The organism is Listeria sp. LM90SB2, assembly GCF_028867355.1.
GTDB classification, from domain to species: domain Bacteria; phylum Bacillota; class Bacilli; order Lactobacillales; family Listeriaceae; genus Listeria; species Listeria monocytogenes_B.
In genome coordinates this window covers 2,410,001-2,428,423 of sequence record NZ_CP046449.1, presented here as the reverse complement: position 1 = coordinate 2,428,423, position 18,423 = coordinate 2,410,001, and the positions used below count along the sequence as shown (strand labels likewise).

The following is an 18,423-nucleotide window of genomic DNA, read 5'->3' as shown; positions in this document are numbered from 1 at the left end:
ATTTGGAAACGATTAAAGAATACAGAAAACTTATCAATGAAATTGATTTTAAGTTAATTAGAAATATCAAAGCACGCAATTTGATTGTACAATCAATAGGCAAAATAAAATCAGATAAAAAAATTAATATTATGCAAGAAGATAGAATATCTGAATTAATGAATGAAAGAAAAGAAATTGCTAGAAAAATGCAAATAGATCAAGAATTTATTGAGGATATTTTTAAACTAATAGTTTCACAGTCATGTAGGCTAGAAGAAGACATATTTAAAGCGGAGGTGAATAATAAATGAAAAGAATCTTGATTATTGGAAATTATATTTTTGGTAGAAAATATATGGAGCATTCAAAAAGATTAGGTTATGAAGTTATTCTTGCAGCGACAACAGCTGAAGAGGAATTGAGTATTACTGAAAAATCCAATATAGATTATTATATTCAAATCGATTACTTTCGAGAAGAATATAGTCTTGCAAAAATAACAGAATTTTATAGAAAGATCCCATTTGATGGCGTGTTAGCTGGCCATGTGTTTCTACCTTCTCTCGTAAATTTAGTTTCTAAAAGATTAAACTTACCCTTTTTTGGAACTGAAGCTATAAAAAATACTACATCAAAAGAAAAGACTAGAGAGATAATGAAGGAGATGGAAATGTTTGAAGCAAACTATTTTAAATTTTCTTCAAAAGATGAAATCATAAAACATAAGGATAATTTGGACTATCCATGTATAGTGAAACCTCTAAATGGATTTGGAAGCATAAATGTAGAAAGAGTAAATTCATTAGATGACTTGTTAGTATCATTTAAAAAACATACGAGTAATCTTAATTATAGCATACTAGGACCAGTTTTTTCTGAGCAAATATTAGTTGAACCCTATATTGAAGGAAAGGAATTTTCAGTAGAAAGTATTGTCGAAGAAGGAAACGTAAATTCAATAATGATTACTGAAAAGATATTCAATGAAAAATTTGAAAATGTTGAAAATGGTCATATTATGCCAGCAATAAGCTTGAGTAATATAGAAAAAAAAGAAATTATTTCATACGTAAATAAAATTCATAAAATTTTTGATATAAATACAGGGATTACACATACTGAAATAAAAGTGAACAATGATGGAATTCATTTAATTGAATTGAATCCGAGAGTTGGTGGAGGGTTTATTGCCGAAATGCTTAGTAAAGTCTTGAATGTAGACTTTTATAAAATAATAATTGAAAATTGTATAGGCGAAAAATATAATCAAGTATTTAAAGGAAATGGTTATGGATATATTCGATTTATTCATGCACCTAAGAAAGGAATATTTTTGGGGTTTAAAAATATAGAAAATTTAATTAACGATAAAAATTTTTTAGATATGGAATATAAAATTGAACCCAATAGTCTGGTGGAAAAACTTGATGATAACCGAGGAAGATTGGCGTTGTTTGCTTATTTTAATTCTGATAATTTCGAATCAGTAGAAAGGTCCGTTTTGTTGTTACAAAGAAATGCTAAAATTATGATGAAGGATGATACGCATGCATGAGGAATTTTGTGTTTGTCTTGGGCGGAGAGAAGAAGTTCTTATAGCTATTAAACAAAGAGGCTTAAAAACAATTGTATTCGTAGACAAACAAATGCCTACTCCAAATTTAAATTTATGTGACTATTTTTTTCATTTGGATAATTTAGCTGATACAGAAAAAATAGTTATGATTTTAGCTGGTTTTGATAAAAGTAAGATTAAAGCAATTATATCTCCAGGAGAAAAAGGAGTTCGTACTGCTGCTGAACTGAGAGCTAAATTGTCAATTGTTGGAATTGGTCCGGATGAAATTGAAAAGTTTCGTGATAAAGCAATAATGAAAGATATTTTACTAGAAAAAAAGTTTAGGGTACCTAACTATATTGATGTTAAAAAAAGTGAAACAGGCTACCAATTTCTAGAAAAATTTGTAGAAGTCATAGCCAAACCTAAACAAGGTATGGGCTCTGTCGGAGTTAAGAGAATAAAGACAGAAAAAGATTGGTTAGAATATTACGAAAAATTCAACCGAGAAAAAGAGCAGTATCACTTTTCAAAAGGGATTTTATTAGAAGAATCTATACAAGGAGAAGAGTATCATATTGATGCAATTATTCAGGATGGGGAAATTAAATTTGCGCATGCCAGTATGTATTCAATGCCTTTAATTGATTTCCGTAAGTATAATTTTGTTGGAACTATTGCTTTAGATGCAAATACTGTTCTTTTTAAAGAACTAATTGAGTATAATAGTGAAATTCTCAAAGCTTTAGAAGTGAAAAATGGTGTTACACATTTGGAATGTTTTAAAAACGATAGAGAAATATGTTTTTGTGAGATTGCTATTAGACCTGCCGGAAGTGCAGTTCCAGAAAATTTGAAGATTCAAACTAATATTGATATCATTGATAGTTTTGTTGCTGTAGAAATTGGAGAAAAATTTATTCCAGATATAAAAATGCTCAATGGAGTCACGGGTTCTTTACAGATACCTATTTATAGCAATGGAATAGTAACTTCACTTTTAAGTGAAAAAGAAATAGATATGAAAGATATAATAAAAATTAATTACTTAGTAGATATTGGCCAAAGGATAGAAACACCTATTGCAGCACATGAGAGAATGGGAGATATTTTTGTTCACGCTGATAATTTAGATGACATGATAAGAAAATTCAAAAACATTCACCTTAATTTTGATACTTACGTAAAAGTGGAGGAAAATTATGAAGATAAATAGCACTCGTTTTAAATATCAAAACAGCGATGTATTTAATTTAGTAAGAAGTTTAGATAAAAAAAATAAAAATATTTTTTTCTTGGATAATTCTAGCTCAATTGGAAAAGAAGAGAAAAGTTATATTGGATGGAATGTCATTGATTCACTTGAGTTATTCTTAGGAGAGAAAAAAGCAGAAAAAATAATTGAAGAAATTGATACATTTATTGATAAGTGGTCTTCTATTATAAACGAAGATGAGGAAGTAGATTTAATGCCAAATCTATATATTTATTTAAGTTATGATTTTGGTGAAAGTATTATGGGAATTACAAATAATAAAGAGAAACAGGATTCTTTCTTCGATGTTGCTATATATGTTTGTAAAGATAATTTAATTTATGATTGTCATACTGAAAATTATGTATATATAAATATTAATGATTTTGTCATGAGTAAGGATGATTTGATTTTGAGATTTAAACGAGAAATCAAACTTAAAGATACTCAAGTATGCAAAAATATACTTGAAACAGATTATACAAATAAAATAAAAAGTAATTTCAAATACAATCATTATATTGAAAAAATTAAGGAAATCAAAAATTATATTTATGAAGGACATATTTATCAAGTTAATATGAGTCAGAAATTCACATGGACAAATAATGAACAACCAATAGAAATATATAGTAAAATTAGAAAATCAAATCCGGCGCCTTATTCAGCATATTTTAAAAATAATAGCTTGGCAATTTTATCAACAAGTCCGGAATGCTTTTTAAAAAAGAGGAAAAATAAATTGAAAACTGAACCAATAAAAGGTACCCGCCCACGAGGTATTAATAAAATAGAAGAACAAAAAAATTACGAAAGTCTTCTGAATTCAGAAAAAGAACGATCAGAAAATACGATGATTGTTGATTTACTTAGAAATGATATTGGCAAAATTGCGAAACCAGGAACTGTTCATGTAGAAGACTTAATGTTTATTGAAAAATATGCATCAGTATTACAGTTAGTTTCTAAAATTTCGGCTGAAGTAAATGAGGAAATTACTTTTGGCAAAATAATATATGAAACTTTTCCTGGGGGCTCAATAACGGGTTGTCCGAAAAAGAGAGCAATGGAAGTAATTGTAGAAAGTGAAACTGTAAAAAGATCATTGTATACAGGAGCATTAGGTAGAGTTTCTTTTGGAAGTATGGATTTTGATTTAAATATATTGATAAGAACAATCTTTCTTGATAAAAACAATGCTAGTTTATCACTTGGTGGTGGAATAGTCTTTGATTCAGTAGAAACAAAAGAGTACCAAGAAACGCTTGATAAGGGGGAGGCTATACTCGCTGGATTGAGTAACAGGTCTACTATATTTAAGGAGAAAAGATATGATTCTAATAATAGATCACAATGATTCATTCACATATAATTTGATGCAATATGTACTTGAATTGACTTCCAAAGTTAAAGTAATAAATTATGACAAACTTTCGATTAGTGATGTTAAAACAGAAAATATTAGTAAGATAATACTCTCACCAGGACCAAAAGCTCCAAAGGATTATGAAAAAACAAAAAAAGTTATAGAATATTTCAAAGGTGAAATTCCTATTTTAGGAGTTTGTTTAGGTCATCAAATAATTGCTGAATTTTTTGGCGGAGAAATAAAGCATGCACCTTATATTTGTCATGGCAAAGCAACACAAATAGTGCATGATAACAGTGGGATATTTGAAGATATACAGTCGAAAACGAATGTTGCTAGATATCATTCCTTGATTATTAGTGAGAATAATTTCCCAGGAAAAGAATTAAAAATAACTTCTCGGACAATTGATGGTTTAATAATGGGAGTTAGGCATTGTATCTATAATATTGAAGGGGTTCAGTTTCATCCAGAGTCCATTCTAACTGAACAAGGATTTAAAATGATTCAAAATTTTGTTTTAAGTGAAAGGTAGTTGTGAAGAATATATGAACATTATACTTATCGGGAAAAACAAAGCATTTATAGATGAATTTTGTACTATGCCAGAAATTAATTCGGTCATAATTATTGAATGTAAGAAAGTATATAATAACTTAGAAGAATATGAGATTGACTTAAATCATAAATTAATTTATTGTGATTATGTGAACAATGATAGATTTTTAGAAGAAATAATCCCATATATAGCTACTAGTAAGATAGATGGAGTTATTCCAGGATTTGAATACAGTGTTCCAGCTGCTAATGAGTTAGCGGAATATTTATGTTTACCATGTGTTGGAAAAAAGGGAGCAAGTATTTTTTCTAACAAAATTAAATTTAGAGAATTTAGTAAGAACACTAATCTAAACCATCCTAAATTTATTAAAATAAAATCAATAATAGACTTAAATACATTTTTTGATGAGAAGAAAATTATTTTAAAACCAAGCAATAGACAGGCTTCAATAGGGTTATATATCATTTCAAGTAAAGATGAACTAAAAGAAGCTTTTACAGATGCGTTAATTATGAAAAACGAAAAAACTGTAGATGAAGATAGACTGGAATGGGAATATATGGCTGAAGAATTTTTATCTGGTTATGAGATGAGTTCCGAATACTTGGTTAAAGATGGTAAAATAGTTTTTAAAAATATAACTTATAAAGAAGGAATTGATAATCAAGAGTGTATTGAAATAGCTCATCATATACCAGCGATCAAAAATGTTGAGGTAGAGAAAGAGATGTATAATCAAATTAACAAACTTATAGAGAAAGCAAATATAGGGACTACTGTTCTTCATGCTGAATGGAAAGTTGAAAAAAATATTCCTGTTTTAATTGAATGTGCTGCTCGAATGCCAGGCGATTATATATCGAATGGTATAAGTTCATCTTATAACTTTAATTTTAGAAGAGCGTATATTAATTTAATGATTGATGTTCCTTTTGAAATTAATAAAATTTTTCAGCGATACACAATTATTCAATTTTTTTATACAGAAAAAATTGGTATACTAGCAGAGGTTGAAAACTTGAATTTAATGCATGAGCATAAAGAATATATCCTGTCTTATAAAGTTACGAAAGAAATAGGCGCATTTGTAAAGCCCCCTGATTCGTCGTGGGATAGGTTGGGGTACTTTATTATAAAAAGTGAAAGATATAAAGATCTTTTGTTTAAGAGAGATTATTTGCTGAATAATATTAAATTTTCGATTGTTTAATCGACTTATCAATCAGAATAAAGTAATAGAATGAATTTACAATTAATAATATTATAGATATTATCGTATAAAAAATTTAAACTACACACAAAAGAAGGTAATAACTACAGTGGAAAAATCCCATCCAATAAAAATCAACAACCAACTAATTTACGGCAGAGACAAAACATGGCTTGAAAGCTTACACCAAAACACCAACCAACTTATAATAACGGTTGAAATTGATTTTGAAGATGAAAGCACGCTCCAAAAAATGGTTTTTAACGGACTTATTTTCTATTCATCCACCGAACTCGACACCTACGAAAAAAGTAAATGGAGTTCTAGTTGGTTACAAAGCCAAAGCAATTTCGAAATAATCGAGCAGTCAAATTTAATAAACGAGCGAGTGAAAATAAGAAGTGACTACAACATCCAAGATTTCAAGCATTACCGGATTAGTACGTATGACTACATTATTGATGTAATAGCAAAAAACTATCAATTAAAGGAAGCTCATAAATAAAACAAGTTTCTCGTCAGTTAAGATGAGAAACTTGTTTTATTTTAAACGAATACTTCTGAAAAGAATTCATTATATAGTGAGCGAACCGCAGTATTTTCCTGCTCTTCCTTCACGCCAAACATTATGCTCACCTCAGAAGAACCTTGGTTAATCATTTCAATATTTACTTTCGCATCGGATAAAGCTTTTGAAGCACGAGACGTAATCCCGACATTATGGCGCATGGTCTCACCAACAACCATAATCAGCGAAATCCCGTGTTGCATAATCACTTGATCTGCGTTCAATTCTTCTTTCAAACGAGACATAATTGTCTGCTCGGTATCTTCGCCAAACTGATTTTCGCGAATAATAATCGTTAAATCATCAATCCCAGACGGCATATGTTCATAGTTCAACCCAGCATCTTCCAGAATTTGCAACACTTTCCGTCCGAAGCCGATTTCTCGGTTCATCAAATATTTACTAATATAAATGCTACAAAAGCCGTCATCACTAGCAATTCCAACGACTGGACCATTGTTATTTTCGCGTTCATGAACGACACGCGTACCACAAGAATCAGGATTGTTCGTATTTTTAATATGCACCGGAATACCTGCATGGAAAGCCGGAATTAAAGCTTCATCATGAAAAACAGAGAAGCCGGCATATGAAAGTTCACGCATTTCCCGGTAAGTTAGTTCAAGAACTTTCTTCGGATTTTTCACGATAGCGGGATTGACTGCGTAGACTGCATCCACATCCGTAAAGTTCTCGTATAACTCGGCTTGGGCGCCGTTTGCCACAATCGCTCCAGTAATATCAGAGCCACTTCTAGAAAACGTGCTAATTTCGCCGTCTTTCGTATAACCGAAAAATCCTGGGAAAACAATAATGCCTTCTCTTTCTCGAAGTGCAAACAAACGATCATAGGATTCTGGTAAAACTTGCGCGCTAGCATGTTCATCTGTCACAAGTAAACCGGCATCTTTTGGATTTATATAATTGGCGTTTAAGCCTTTAAATTTAAAGTAAGCGGCGATTAATTTTGCGTTATTATCTTCGCCACTAGCTTTCATTCGATCTAAAAATTTATCAGGATCGCTTTTGTCCGATGAGATAGTTGCTTGTAAATCTGCGCGAATTTGATTGATAATTTCGTCGCTCATCCCTGTATCTAGCGCTATCCCTGCATATCTTGCAATGACAGATTCAAACAATTCACTTGTATCTTCCCCGAGAAGTGCCTTTGCCGCGCAATCAATAAGTAGGTCAGTCACTTTTGTATCTTCCTTGAAACGTTTACCTGGTGCAGAAACAACAACGATTTTCCTATCAGGATCCTCCGCTACAAGTTGGAAAACCTTATTTAATTGGATCCCCGATGCTAAAGAGCTTCCGCCAAATTTAATTACTTTCATGCAACACACTCCTGATCTGAATTTTTTATCTCCCGAAAGTGTTGTTTTTGGATGATGCGAAATTTTCTGACCTTTCGGATAAAGTTATTGTCTATTATCGCTCTTTTTCCGTGAAATCGCAATGTTTTTTCGTGTTTTTAATTATTTTCTCTCGACTTCGGTAGTTTACTTGTTTAAAAAGCTAAAGGTAGTTATAATAAGAGTGTACAAAAAAAGCAGCCTTAATCTGAAAGGAAAGATTACGATGAAAAATATTGTTTTAGTATGTGCGGCAGGGATGTCAACAAGCCTTTTAGTAACAAAAATGCGTAAAGCAGCAGAAGAACGCGGAGAAACTTGTGAAATTGAAGCGTACTCCATTGCTGAAGTAAGTAACTTAATTGACGATGCAGATGTTGTACTTTTAGGACCACAAGTGCGTTACCAGAAAAAAACAGTTGATGAACTAGCTGCTGGGAAAATTCCAGTAGATGTAATCGACATGGCAGCTTACGGTACGATGAACGGTGAAAAAGTACTAGGTCAAGCATTAGACTTAATCAACGGTTTCCAAAAATAAACAATAAAAAAACCTGTGTGGCACTTAAGCCACGCAGGTTTTTTAGCTTTCTTGGGTAAGTATTCCGTCTTCCATACGATACACATGGTTGACTAAATCTAGCATACGCTCATCATGTGTTACCATGATTGCTGTTCGGCTTGTTTGCACAACTTCATTCCGTATAAGCTCGACAACTTCACGACTTCTTTCAGTATCAAGACTCGCAGTTGGTTCGTCGGCTAAAATAACGGAAGGTTGATTAATAAGCGCACGAGCAATAGCGACACGTTGCTTTTGACCGCCAGATAAATCTTTTGGATAGAAATTTGCGCGATCACTAATGCCAAGTTGGCTTAGAAGTGAAGCTGTATCTTTTTCAAGCTCCGCCGCACTTTTCCCAGCCATTTTTCCAATAAAGCTGATTTGATCTTTTACGTGTAAATAAGGAACTAAGTGAGCTGCTTGGAAAATAAAGCCAATTTCTTCTAAACGAAGAGCAGTTTGTTCTTTGGAAGATAAATTCCCGACTGATTTTCCGTTAATAGAAATCGTTCCACCAGTCGGTGTTAATAGCGCTCCAGCCAGAGAAAGGAGCGTACTTTTACCAGAACCACTCGGACCAACAATCGCGATTAGTTCACCTTTTTTAGCTTCAAAGTTTGTTTCCTTCAGTGCATGAATAATTGAAGGACCGGACGGGTAGTCTTTATACACTTTATCAAAAGATAGTAGAGTTTCCATTATTCATCACCTCCTCGAATGGCATCTAACGCATCTACTTTAGCAATTCGTCTAAGTGATAGAAGGGCGCCGAACAGAGCAACTAAAAAGAATAAACCACTATAAAGCGCAATCGTCATCGGACTTAATCTAAACGGCATCGCTGCTGGCATAATACTTGGAAGCAGGAGCGTTACACCGACACTAATTAAAATACTAATAATTGAAATAATCACCACTTGAGTAATAATGCTCTTAACTAAGTAACTTGTTTTCGTACCCAGTGCTTTCAAAATACCAAATTGTGTTGTTTTTTGAAGCGTCATGACATAGAAGAATGCAGTTAAAATAAATCCGCCAATAATGATTAAGAAGAAAATCATCATGTTAAGCGTCATTTGTTCCGCGGAATAACCTGGAATTTGATTTAAGAAACCTTTATGATCAATCGTTGTTAAATCTTTATCCGAAAGGGTTACGCCTTTATCAGGATTTTCTGTTTTAATCGCAATAGTACTTGTTTGCGGGATTTTTTGGTGATATAAAACAGGATTGATTTCTTGCCAAGTCGCGATATTAATATAAACAACGGGAGCATGGCTATATTTTTGATTTTCCGTAAAGCCGACAACCGTTAATTCTCTATTCAAAATATCATCCATCAAAACATCGCCAATTTTGATTCCGTCTGATTTCAAGGAAGAATCAACGACGATTTCGTCAGGTTTTGTCACTTGTATGTTAGCTCCATCAGAAATTTTTGGAGCGAGAAAGCTATCTGGTTGAATACCGAAAAGTGCGACGCTAAACTTTTTATCGTCACTTTCCCGTTTTAACGTTTGCATAGATTGACCGAGAACCGCAGCATCTTTTACATTAGCATCTTTTTTCACATCAGCGAGTTTGGATTCTGGGAACTGAGATCTAGATAATTTGTCTTGGGCGTCTTTGCTGAGAACATAATATGGAACCCCGTTATCTGCTACAGATGAAGCATTATCGTAAGCCAGCCCGTTTGCCAGCCCTGATAAAATAAGTGATAGTAACATAATTAAGACCATGATGCCTGTTACTAAAATATAGCGCAACTTAGAATAAACTAATTCACGAAGCCCTAAAAACATCGGTTATACCAACTCCTTTAAATTTATGTAAACGGAAAATGAACATTATTTCACTTTCCAAAGAATAGTATACCAAAGCTATATTCAATTTCCTAAAAAAAGAAACTAAGTATTTGCTACTTAGTTTCCCAGAATAAACTATTTTTTTAAGCCTTGAATCAGAAGTTTTACCCCTTTTTCTAAAGTTTCTTTAGGACATGCAATGTTGAGGCGGACAAAACCTTTACCGGAATGTCCAAATCCAGAACCCATTTGAACACCAACACCAGCTTCGATTAAATCAGCGTAAATCGTTTTTTCGTCTTTTGGAAGAGCGCGACAATCAAGCCACATCAAGTAGGTTGCTTCTAAGTCGGTCACACCAACTTCGGGTACTTCTTTTTCGAGTGCTGCTTTGACATATTCATAGTTGCTATAAATATATTCTTTCAACTCTTTTAGCCAAGGCACGCCGTGGCGATACGCTGCTTCTGTACCAACAATCCCAAAGACATTGAGCCCATTAGTTGTGGCGTACTTTTGCTCCGCAGCGAATTTGGCCTGATAATCTTTATTCGTAATAATATAGTAGGAAGCTTTAATCGCCGCCAAGTTAAATGTTTTCGTAGCCGCCATTAAAGTAATAATTTGATCTTGATAAAACGGTGCTGCGACCATCATTGGCACATGTTTATGATTTTTCATCACTAAGTCAGCATGAATTTCATCCGAAACAATCGGAATTTGGTATTTTTCACATAGTTTCGCTAATTCCACCAGTTCTTCCTTGGTGAAACAACGACCACCAGGATTTTGCGGATTACATAGAAGGAATAATTTTACCTTTTCTTCTTTCATCCGTTTTTCCAAATCGTTAAAATCCATTCGATATTGACGGTTCTCATATATAAGTGGCGACATAACCACTTTTCTCTCAGTGGCTTTCGTTACATTGAAAAATGGTGGGTAAATCGGCGAAACCATTAGAACTGCATCGCCTTCATTTGTGAGAGAGCGAATCGCTAACGAAATTGTCGGAACAACCGCTCCATTAAAAAATAACGTGCTCGGATCGATTTCAAACTGATGCTGCTCTTTGTTCCAATCGATAATAGCTTCGACAAGTGCCGCTGACTTGGTCGAATAACCAAAAATCCCATGATCGATTTGACGCTGAAATGCATCAAGTACTGGCTGCGGCGCACGGAAATCCATATCCGCTACCCACATCGGAATAATATTTTTTCTGCCAAATAATTCTTCTGCCCCATCCCACTTCTCTGAATTAGTTCCAATACGCGGAATGACTTCATCAAATTGACTCAAATATGTCACGCTCCTTCTCTTTCATTCGCCTCAATTATAGCATAAATTTCACCTTTAAAGCTCGCCATAGAAGGATTTAGAATAATTGTTAAAGTTTCGCCTAAGTGTTATAATTTATAAAATATTGTAAGGTTGAAAGTAGGTGGAATGAGGATGAGTACATTCAAAGTAGGAGACGTAGTTTCTGGGAAAATCGCAGGAATTCAAAGCTACGGAGCATTTGTAGCACTAGATAATTCGACACAAGGCTTAGTTCATATTTCAGAAATCACGCATGGTTTTGTCAAAGATATCCATGATTTTTTAGAAGTTGGCCAAGAAGTCAAAGTCAAAATTCTAGATATTGACGAAGAAAAAAATAAAATCAGTCTTTCTATTAGAGCGACAGAGGAAGCACCAAAAGAACAACCAACTAAAAAGAAACAAGTTTCATCTAGCGAAAACGACGAAGGTTTTAACACTTTACGCGATAAACTAGAAGAATGGATTAAAAAAGCAGACAAATAAAAGTCCCAATCAGCTTGGTAATATACCCATTTTGGGATAAATTGCTAAGCTGGTAAATTTAATTGACTAAAATTTTAGAAAAAGGGAATAGTTAGTAGTAATTTTCTATTTATTCAATATTATAAAATAGTCAAAAGGGGGATTTACGTGAAAAGATCTATTCATGTGCAGGCATTTGTATATAACGAAAAGAAAGACGAGATACTAGTGGTGAGAGATCGCAATTTGACATGGGCATTTCCAGGGGGACATGTGGAAACAAACCAAACAATGGAAGAAGCACTTGCAAGCAAAGTGAAAGAGCAGACAAATATCGATATAGAAATAGAGTCTATCCTACACTGCAAAGAGCGCCGTGCTACATGGGAGCATGTTTGTACATTCGTTTTTCGAGCAAAACCTGTTGGTAATGCACTTCTTGCTTCCAATGATGACAATGTGTTTCGAGTGAAGTGGATACCTATCCCGCTCGCAGATGATTTATTAGCTGTAGACCAATTATCATTAAATGAACTAGTAAGAAGCGAAGGCGTCTTGTATGAAAACTATACCTAAATTTCAAAAAGGCTCAAATTTCACAAGGTCAAGCCTTGCTAAAAAGCACTGATTGATATAAAGTTAATAAAGAAACTTTTTTAAAATTTGGAGGGAAAACAATGACACATATTAAATTTGATTATTCCAAAGCGCTCCGTTTTTTTGAAGAACGCGAACTTGATTATCTTGAACCAGCAGTAAAAGCAGCTCATGATTCATTACATAATGGTACGGGTGCTGGTAATGACGCACTTGGTTGGATTAACTTACCAACAGATTACGACAAAGAAGAATTTGCTCGTATCAAAAAAGCAACAGAAAAAATCCACAGTGATTCTGACGTATTAATCGTTATCGGTATCGGTGGTTCTTATCTTGGGGCACGTGCTGCAATCGAAACTTTAAATCATTCCTTCTATAATGTACTTGAAAAAGGTGCTCGTAAAACACCTCAAGTATTCTTTGCAGGAAATAGCATTAGTTCCTCTTACTTACATGACTTAATTGAAGTAGTTGGCGACCGTGACTTCTCTGTTAACGTTATTTCTAAATCCGGAACAACAACAGAGCCAGCAATCGCTTTCCGTGTTTTCAAAGAACTTTTAATCAAAAAATATGGCGAAGAAGGCGCGAAAAAACGCATTTACGCTACAACTGATAAAGCAAAAGGCGCTCTAAAAACATTAGCTGACAATGAAGGCTACGAAACATTTGTTGTTCCAGATGACGTTGGCGGACGTTTCTCTGTTTTAACTGCAGTAGGTTTACTTCCAATCGCAGTTAGTGGTGTTGATATCGATGCTCTTATGAATGGAGCAGCAGCAGCAAGCAAAGATTTCGACAAACCTGAACTAAAAAATAACATTGCATACCAATACGCAGCAGCTCGTAACGTTCTTTACCGTAAAGGCAAAGTAACAGAACTTCTAATCAGCTATGAACCAGGCTTACAATACTTTAACGAGTGGTGGAAACAATTATTCGGCGAAAGTGAAGGTAAAGACAAAAAAGGTATTTACCCATCCAGCGCAAACTTCTCCACTGACTTGCACTCTATCGGTCAATATATCCAAGACGGCCGTCGTAACCTTTTTGAAACAGTTATCAAAGTGGATAAACCACGCCACAACTTAACTATCAATAAAGAAGAGGTAGATCTAGATGGCTTAAATTATCTTGCTGGCGAAACAGTTGATTTCGTTAACACAAAAGCATTCGAAGGAACACTTCTAGCACATACAGACGGCGAAGTTCCAAACTTTGTTGTAGAAGTTCCAGAACTAGATGCATACACTTTCGGTTACCTAGTATACTTCTTTGAAAAAGCAGTAGCTATCAGCGGCTACCTAAATGGCGTAAATCCATTTGACCAACCAGGCGTAGAAGCATACAAAGCCAACATGTTCGCATTACTTGGCAAACCAGGCTTCGAAGACAAAAAAGCAGAATTAGAAAAACGCTTAAACGATTAATTTTCATTTCCAAACCTTGGGGCCAATCGCTCCAAGGTTTTTTGTTTGTTTGCGATTTTCTTCCATTGGAGTTACCATATAGTTAAACAAAAGGAGGGGAAGAAGTGCTATCTATCGAACGAAAACGCGCCATCGTCCAATATGTCAAAAGCCGAAAAATAGCAACAGTTAGCGAATTAGCTAAACATTTTGAAGTCCACGAAGCAACCATTCGCCGCGATTTAACCTCTTTAGAAAAAGACAAAAAGCTAAAAAGAACCCACGGCGGAGTTATGATAGAAGAAAAAGTAGTTTCCGAACCAAATTGGAAAAAACGAAGCGAAGTGCGCTATGAAGAAAAACAACGCATCGCCACGTTAGCAGCGACAATGGTCAAAGACGGCGATACAATCATTCTTGACGCCGGAACAACAACCGGACACATCGCAACCGCATTAAAAGACCGATCCAAACTAACCGTCATAACAAACGATATCAACGTAGCTTCCATTATGCGCTTTTCCCCGTCTAAAGTAATTGTGACAGGTGGCGTCATCTACCCAGAAACTTTCATCCTTAACGGTATGATTACAAGCGGAACCTTGCAGAGCATTCACGTACATAAAGCATTTGTAACCACGCCAGCGCTCGATATCGACAAAGGCCTAATGCATTACGACGAATACCTAATCCCAGCTAAGCAACAAATGCTCCACTCAGCCGATGAAGTCATCTTAGTAACAGACCACACCAAGTTCGGCCGCATTTCACTATACAAATACGCAGCCCTAGACGAAATCTCTTCTATTATCACTGGAAAAGAAATAGACCCAGTATTAAAAGAACAATTTGAAGAAAAAGGAATGCAAATTTATACAACATAATGTTTTAAAAACTCCATTTAATCACCAATTTATGCACCAAATTCATCTTTTTTCATCTTTATTTAAAAAACTTTGTAAAAAGTATTGACGAAAGGCAAAAATCTTGGTATATTTATAAACGTTGCTGATGCGGACAAAACGCTTTCGCAACAAAAGAAATTGACCTTTGAAAACTGAACAAAGAAGAAGACGAAAAGCAATGAGACGTAAAGTCTCACTGGTAATCGCAGGGCAGAAAACAGAAAGCTGTTTTCAACAAAACAAACTAGTAATTTAATTGCTAGCGAAGTCAATTTGACGCAAGGAATCTTATTCACGGTGTTGAATAAGTATTCAAATTCAATTTATATTTTAAAGAGAGTTTGATCCTGGCTCAGGACGAACGCTGGCGGCGTGCCTAATACATGCAAGTCGAACGAACGGAGGAAGAGCTTGCTCTTCCAAAGTTAGTGGCGGACGGGTGAGTAACACGTGGGCAACCTGCCTGTAAGTTGGGGATAACTCCGGGAAACCGGGGCTAATACCGAATGATAAAGTGTGGCGCATGCCACGCTTTTGAAAGATGGTTTCGGCTATCGCTTACAGATGGGCCCGCGGTGCATTAGCTAGTTGGTAGGGTAATGGCCTACCAAGGCAACGATGCATAGCCGACCTGAGAGGGTGATCGGCCACACTGGGACTGAGACACGGCCCAGACTCCTACGGGAGGCAGCAGTAGGGAATCTTCCGCAATGGACGAAAGTCTGACGGAGCAACGCCGCGTGTATGAAGAAGGTTTTCGGATCGTAAAGTACTGTTGTTAGAGAAGAACAAGGATAAGAGTAACTGCTTGTCCCTTGACGGTATCTAACCAGAAAGCCACGGCTAACTACGTGCCAGCAGCCGCGGTAATACGTAGGTGGCAAGCGTTGTCCGGATTTATTGGGCGTAAAGCGCGCGCAGGCGGTCTTTTAAGTCTGATGTGAAAGCCCCCGGCTTAACCGGGGAGGGTCATTGGAAACTGGAAGACTGGAGTGCAGAAGAGGAGAGTGGAATTCCACGTGTAGCGGTGAAATGCGTAGATATGTGGAGGAACACCAGTGGCGAAGGCGACTCTCTGGTCTGTAACTGACGCTGAGGCGCGAAAGCGTGGGGAGCAAACAGGATTAGATACCCTGGTAGTCCACGCCGTAAACGATGAGTGCTAAGTGTTAGGGGGTTTCCGCCCCTTAGTGCTGCAGCTAACGCATTAAGCACTCCGCCTGGGGAGTACGACCGCAAGGTTGAAACTCAAAGGAATTGACGGGGGCCCGCACAAGCGGTGGAGCATGTGGTTTAATTCGAAGCAACGCGAAGAACCTTACCAGGTCTTGACATCCTTTGACCACTCTGGAGACAGAGCTTTCCCTTCGGGGACAAAGTGACAGGTGGTGCATGGTTGTCGTCAGCTCGTGTCGTGAGATGTTGGGTTAAGTCCCGCAACGAGCGCAACCCTTGATTTTAGTTGCCAGCATTTAGTTGGGCACTCTAAAGTGACTGCCGGTGCAAGCCGGAGGAAGGTGGGGATGACGTCAAATCATCATGCCCCTTATGACCTGGGCTACACACGTGCTACAATGGATAGTACAAAGGGTCGCGAAGCCGCGAGGTGGAGCTAATCCCATAAAACTATTCTCAGTTCGGATTGTAGGCTGCAACTCGCCTACATGAAGCCGGAATCGCTAGTAATCGTGGATCAGCATGCCACGGTGAATACGTTCCCGGGCCTTGTACACACCGCCCGTCACACCACGAGAGTTTGTAACACCCGAAGTCGGTAGGGTAACCTTTATGGAGCCAGCCGCCGAAGGTGGGACAGATAATTGGGGTGAAGTCGTAACAAGGTAGCCGTATCGGAAGGTGCGGCTGGATCACCTCCTTTCTAAGGAAAAGGAAACCTGTGAGTTTTCGTTCTTCTCTATTTGTTCAGTTTTGAGAGGTTACTCTCTTTTATGTCAGATAAAGTATGCAAGGCACTATGCTTGAAGCATCGCGCCACTACATTTTTGACGGGCCTATAGCTCAGCTGGTTAGAGCGCACGCCTGATAAGCGTGAGGTCGATGGTTCGAGTCCATTTAGGCCCACTTTTTCTTTCTGACATAAGAAATACAAATAATCATACCCTTTTACGGGGCCTTAGCTCAGCTGGGAGAGCGCCTGCTTTGCACGCAGGAGGTCAGCGGTTCGATCCCGCTAGGCTCCACCAAAATTGTTCTTTGAAAACTAGATAAGAAAGTTAGTAAAGTTAGCATAGATAAGTAATTATCTATGACACAAGTAACCGAGAATCATCTGAAAGTGAATCTTTCATCTGATTGGAAGTATCATCGCTGATACGGAAAATCAGAAAAACAACCTTTACTTCGTAGAAGTAAATTGGTTAAGTTAGAAAGGGCGCACGGTGGATGCCTTGGCACTAGGAGCCGAAGAAGGACGGGACTAACACCGATATGCTTTGGGGAGCTGTACGTAAGCGTTGATCCAGAGATTTCCGAATGGGGGAACCCACTATCTTTAGTCGGATAGTATCCTTACGTGAATACATAGCGTGAGGAAGGCAGACCCAGGGAACTGAAACATCTAAGTACCTGGAGGAAGAGAAAGAAAAATCGATTTCCTGAGTAGCGGCGAGCGAAACGGAAAGAGCCCAAACCAAGAAGCTTGCTTCTTGGGGTTGTAGGACACTCTATACGGAGTTACAAAAGAAAGTTATAAATGAAGCGGTCTGGAAAGGCCCGCCAAAGACGGTAACAGCCCGGTAGTTGAAATGGCTTTCCCTCCAGAGTGGATCCTGAGTACGGCGGAACACGTGAAATTCCGTCGGAATCCGGGAGGACCATCTCCCAAGGCTAAATACTCCCTAGTGACCGATAGTGAACCAGTACCGTGAGGGAAAGGTGAAAAGCACCCCGGAAGGGGAGTGAAACAGTTCCTGAAACCGTGTGCCTACAAGTAGTTAGAGCCCGTTAATGGGTGATAGCGTGCCTTTTGTAGAATGAACCGGCGAGTTACGATTTGTTGCAAGGTTAAGCGGAAAAAGCGGAGCCGTAGCGAAAGCGAGTCTGAATAGGGCGCATAAGTAACAGGTCGTAGACCCGAAACCAGGTGATCTACCCATGTCCAGGATGAAGGTAAGGTAATACTTACTGGAGGTCCGAACCCACGCACGTTGAAAAGTGCGGGGATGAGGTGTGGGTAGCGGAGAAATTCCAATCGAACTTGGAGATAGCTGGTTCTCTCCGAAATAGCTTTAGGGCTAGCCTCGAGGTAAAGAGTCATGGAGGTAGAGCACTGTTTGGACTAGGGGCCCTTCTCGGGTTACCGAATTCAGATAAACTCCGAATGCCATGTACTTATACTCGGGAGTCAGACTGCGAGTGATAAGATCCGTAGTCGAAAGGGAAACAGCCCAGACCACCAGTTAAGGTCCCCAAATATATGTTAAGTGGAAAAGGATGTGGGGTTGCTTAGACAACCAGGATGTTGGCTTA

General features: G+C 37.0%; 16 protein-coding genes, 2 tRNA genes and 2 rRNA genes (1 of these 20 running past the window's edge). 16 read left to right on the top strand and 4 right to left on the bottom strand.

Features of this window, described 5'->3' with window-relative positions:
- Positions 1–2 precede the first annotated feature (2 nt).
- The 7 genes from GL301_RS11990 to GL301_RS11960 all read left to right on the top strand — a co-directional run bounded on the left by GL301_RS11990 (position 3) and on the right by GL301_RS11960 (position 6,441).
- Positions 3–293 (top strand): chorismate mutase, encoded by a 291-nt coding sequence (locus tag GL301_RS11990; RefSeq protein WP_003734841.1) that lies wholly within the window; start codon positions 3–5, stop codon positions 291–293.
- Positions 290–1,537 carry an ATP-grasp domain-containing protein gene (locus GL301_RS11985; RefSeq protein WP_061106812.1) on the top strand — a complete coding sequence of 416 codons (1,248 nt, stop codon included), beginning with the start codon at positions 290–292 and terminating at the stop codon, positions 1,535–1,537. Before GL301_RS11990 ends, GL301_RS11985 begins: the two co-directional genes overlap by 4 nt.
- Positions 1,530–2,756 (top strand): ATP-grasp domain-containing protein, encoded by a 1,227-nt coding sequence (locus GL301_RS11980; RefSeq protein ID WP_003734839.1) that lies wholly within the window; start codon positions 1,530–1,532, stop codon positions 2,754–2,756. The genes GL301_RS11985 and GL301_RS11980 overlap by 8 nt, the downstream gene beginning before the upstream one ends.
- Positions 2,743–4,152, top strand: a complete 1,410-nt coding sequence (locus GL301_RS11975) for an anthranilate synthase component I family protein (RefSeq protein WP_003734838.1) — start codon at positions 2,743–2,745, stop codon at positions 4,150–4,152. Before GL301_RS11980 ends, GL301_RS11975 begins: the two co-directional genes overlap by 14 nt.
- Entirely contained in the window at positions 4,127–4,699 is a 573-nt protein-coding gene (locus GL301_RS11970; protein ID WP_003734837.1) for an anthranilate synthase component II, read from the top strand. Before GL301_RS11975 ends, GL301_RS11970 begins: the two co-directional genes overlap by 26 nt.
- A gap of 13 nt (positions 4,700–4,712) precedes the next feature.
- Positions 4,713–5,936 (top strand): ATP-grasp domain-containing protein, encoded by a 1,224-nt coding sequence (locus GL301_RS11965; protein WP_274758804.1) that lies wholly within the window; start codon positions 4,713–4,715, stop codon positions 5,934–5,936.
- Between the two features lie 109 nt (positions 5,937–6,045).
- Positions 6,046–6,441 carry a hypothetical protein gene (locus GL301_RS11960; protein ID WP_003731684.1) on the top strand — a complete coding sequence of 132 codons (396 nt, stop codon included), beginning with the start codon at positions 6,046–6,048 and terminating at the stop codon, positions 6,439–6,441.
- Positions 6,442–6,482: 41 nt separating this feature from the next.
- Here GL301_RS11960 and GL301_RS11955 read toward each other — a convergent pair whose 3' ends face one another.
- Positions 6,483–7,844 carry an aspartate kinase gene (locus GL301_RS11955; RefSeq protein ID WP_003734835.1) on the bottom strand — a complete coding sequence of 454 codons (1,362 nt, stop codon included), beginning with the start codon at positions 7,842–7,844 and terminating at the stop codon, positions 6,483–6,485.
- A 244-nt stretch (positions 7,845–8,088) separates the two neighbouring features.
- Here GL301_RS11955 and GL301_RS11950 point away from each other — a divergent pair, with 244 nt between their 5' ends.
- Complete coding sequence (locus GL301_RS11950; RefSeq protein ID WP_003741107.1) at positions 8,089–8,403, top strand: PTS sugar transporter subunit IIB; 315 nt, start codon at positions 8,089–8,091, stop codon at positions 8,401–8,403.
- A 42-nt stretch (positions 8,404–8,445) separates the two neighbouring features.
- On the opposite strand, the gene GL301_RS11945 is transcribed toward GL301_RS11950, so the two are convergent.
- From GL301_RS11945 to GL301_RS11935, 3 genes are all read right to left on the bottom strand, one after another.
- Entirely contained in the window at positions 8,446–9,126 is a 681-nt protein-coding gene (locus tag GL301_RS11945) for an ABC transporter ATP-binding protein (RefSeq protein ID WP_003728415.1), read from the bottom strand.
- Entirely contained in the window at positions 9,126–10,229 is a 1,104-nt protein-coding gene (locus GL301_RS11940; protein ID WP_003728416.1) for an ABC transporter permease, read from the bottom strand. The genes GL301_RS11945 and GL301_RS11940 overlap by 1 nt, the downstream gene beginning before the upstream one ends.
- Positions 10,230–10,367: 138 nt before the next feature.
- The gene (locus GL301_RS11935; protein WP_012681429.1) at positions 10,368–11,534 is read right to left on the bottom strand and encodes a MalY/PatB family protein; all 1,167 of its coding nucleotides are present in this window, start codon (positions 11,532–11,534) and stop codon (positions 10,368–10,370) included.
- A gap of 153 nt (positions 11,535–11,687) precedes the next feature.
- Between GL301_RS11935 and yugI the strand changes: the two genes are divergently transcribed.
- The 8 genes from yugI to GL301_RS11895 all read left to right on the top strand — a co-directional run.
- Positions 11,688–12,041, top strand: coding sequence for a S1 domain-containing post-transcriptional regulator GSP13 (yugI, locus tag GL301_RS11930; RefSeq protein ID WP_010959034.1), 354 nt, complete (start codon positions 11,688–11,690; stop codon positions 12,039–12,041).
- A gap of 147 nt (positions 12,042–12,188) precedes the next feature.
- Positions 12,189–12,596 (top strand): NUDIX hydrolase, encoded by a 408-nt coding sequence (locus GL301_RS11925; RefSeq protein WP_003722394.1) that lies wholly within the window; start codon positions 12,189–12,191, stop codon positions 12,594–12,596.
- Positions 12,597–12,697: 101 nt separating this feature from the next.
- Positions 12,698–14,050, top strand: a complete 1,353-nt coding sequence (locus GL301_RS11920) for a glucose-6-phosphate isomerase (protein WP_003728418.1) — start codon at positions 12,698–12,700, stop codon at positions 14,048–14,050.
- Positions 14,051–14,154: 104 nt separating this feature from the next.
- On the top strand, positions 14,155–14,913 hold the full coding sequence (locus GL301_RS11915; RefSeq protein ID WP_003722392.1) for a DeoR/GlpR family DNA-binding transcription regulator: 759 nt from the start codon (positions 14,155–14,157) through the stop codon (positions 14,911–14,913).
- Positions 14,914–15,263: 350 nt separating this feature from the next.
- Positions 15,264–16,813: ribosomal RNA gene (locus GL301_RS11910) — 16S ribosomal RNA — on the top strand.
- Positions 16,814–16,942: 129 nt separating this feature from the next.
- Positions 16,943–17,016 (top strand) — tRNA-Ile (locus tag GL301_RS11905).
- Between the two features lie 46 nt (positions 17,017–17,062).
- Positions 17,063–17,138, top strand: a tRNA-Ala gene (locus GL301_RS11900).
- A gap of 172 nt (positions 17,139–17,310) precedes the next feature.
- A 23S ribosomal RNA gene (locus GL301_RS11895) occupies positions 17,311–18,423 on the top strand; it runs 1,819 nt beyond the window's last position.
- The 16S and 23S rRNA genes sit together here with 2 tRNA genes alongside, the layout of an rRNA operon.

Bases quoted from the DNA above. Each gene is read 5' to 3' on its own strand.
- GL301_RS11985 (WP_061106812.1), top strand. From the start codon at position 290: ATGAAAAGAATCTTGATTATTGGAAATTATATTTTTGGTAGAAAATAT.
- GL301_RS11980 (WP_003734839.1), top strand. From the start codon at position 1,530: ATGCATGAGGAATTTTGTGTTTGTCTTGGGCGGAGAGAAGAAGTTCTT.
- GL301_RS11975 (WP_003734838.1), top strand. From the start codon at position 2,743: ATGAAGATAAATAGCACTCGTTTTAAATATCAAAACAGCGATGTATTT.
- GL301_RS11970 (WP_003734837.1), top strand. From the start codon at position 4,127: ATGATTCTAATAATAGATCACAATGATTCATTCACATATAATTTGATG.
- GL301_RS11965 (WP_274758804.1), top strand. From the start codon at position 4,713: ATGAACATTATACTTATCGGGAAAAACAAAGCATTTATAGATGAATTT.
- GL301_RS11955 (WP_003734835.1), bottom strand. From the start codon at position 7,844: ATGAAAGTAATTAAATTTGGCGGAAGCTCTTTAGCATCGGGGATCCAA.
- GL301_RS11950 (WP_003741107.1), top strand. From the start codon at position 8,089: ATGAAAAATATTGTTTTAGTATGTGCGGCAGGGATGTCAACAAGCCTT.
- GL301_RS11945 (WP_003728415.1), bottom strand. From the start codon at position 9,126: ATGGAAACTCTACTATCTTTTGATAAAGTGTATAAAGACTACCCGTCC.
- GL301_RS11940 (WP_003728416.1), bottom strand. From the start codon at position 10,229: ATGTTTTTAGGGCTTCGTGAATTAGTTTATTCTAAGTTGCGCTATATT.
- yugI (WP_010959034.1), top strand. From the start codon at position 11,688: ATGAGTACATTCAAAGTAGGAGACGTAGTTTCTGGGAAAATCGCAGGA.
- GL301_RS11920 (WP_003728418.1), top strand. From the start codon at position 12,698: ATGACACATATTAAATTTGATTATTCCAAAGCGCTCCGTTTTTTTGAA.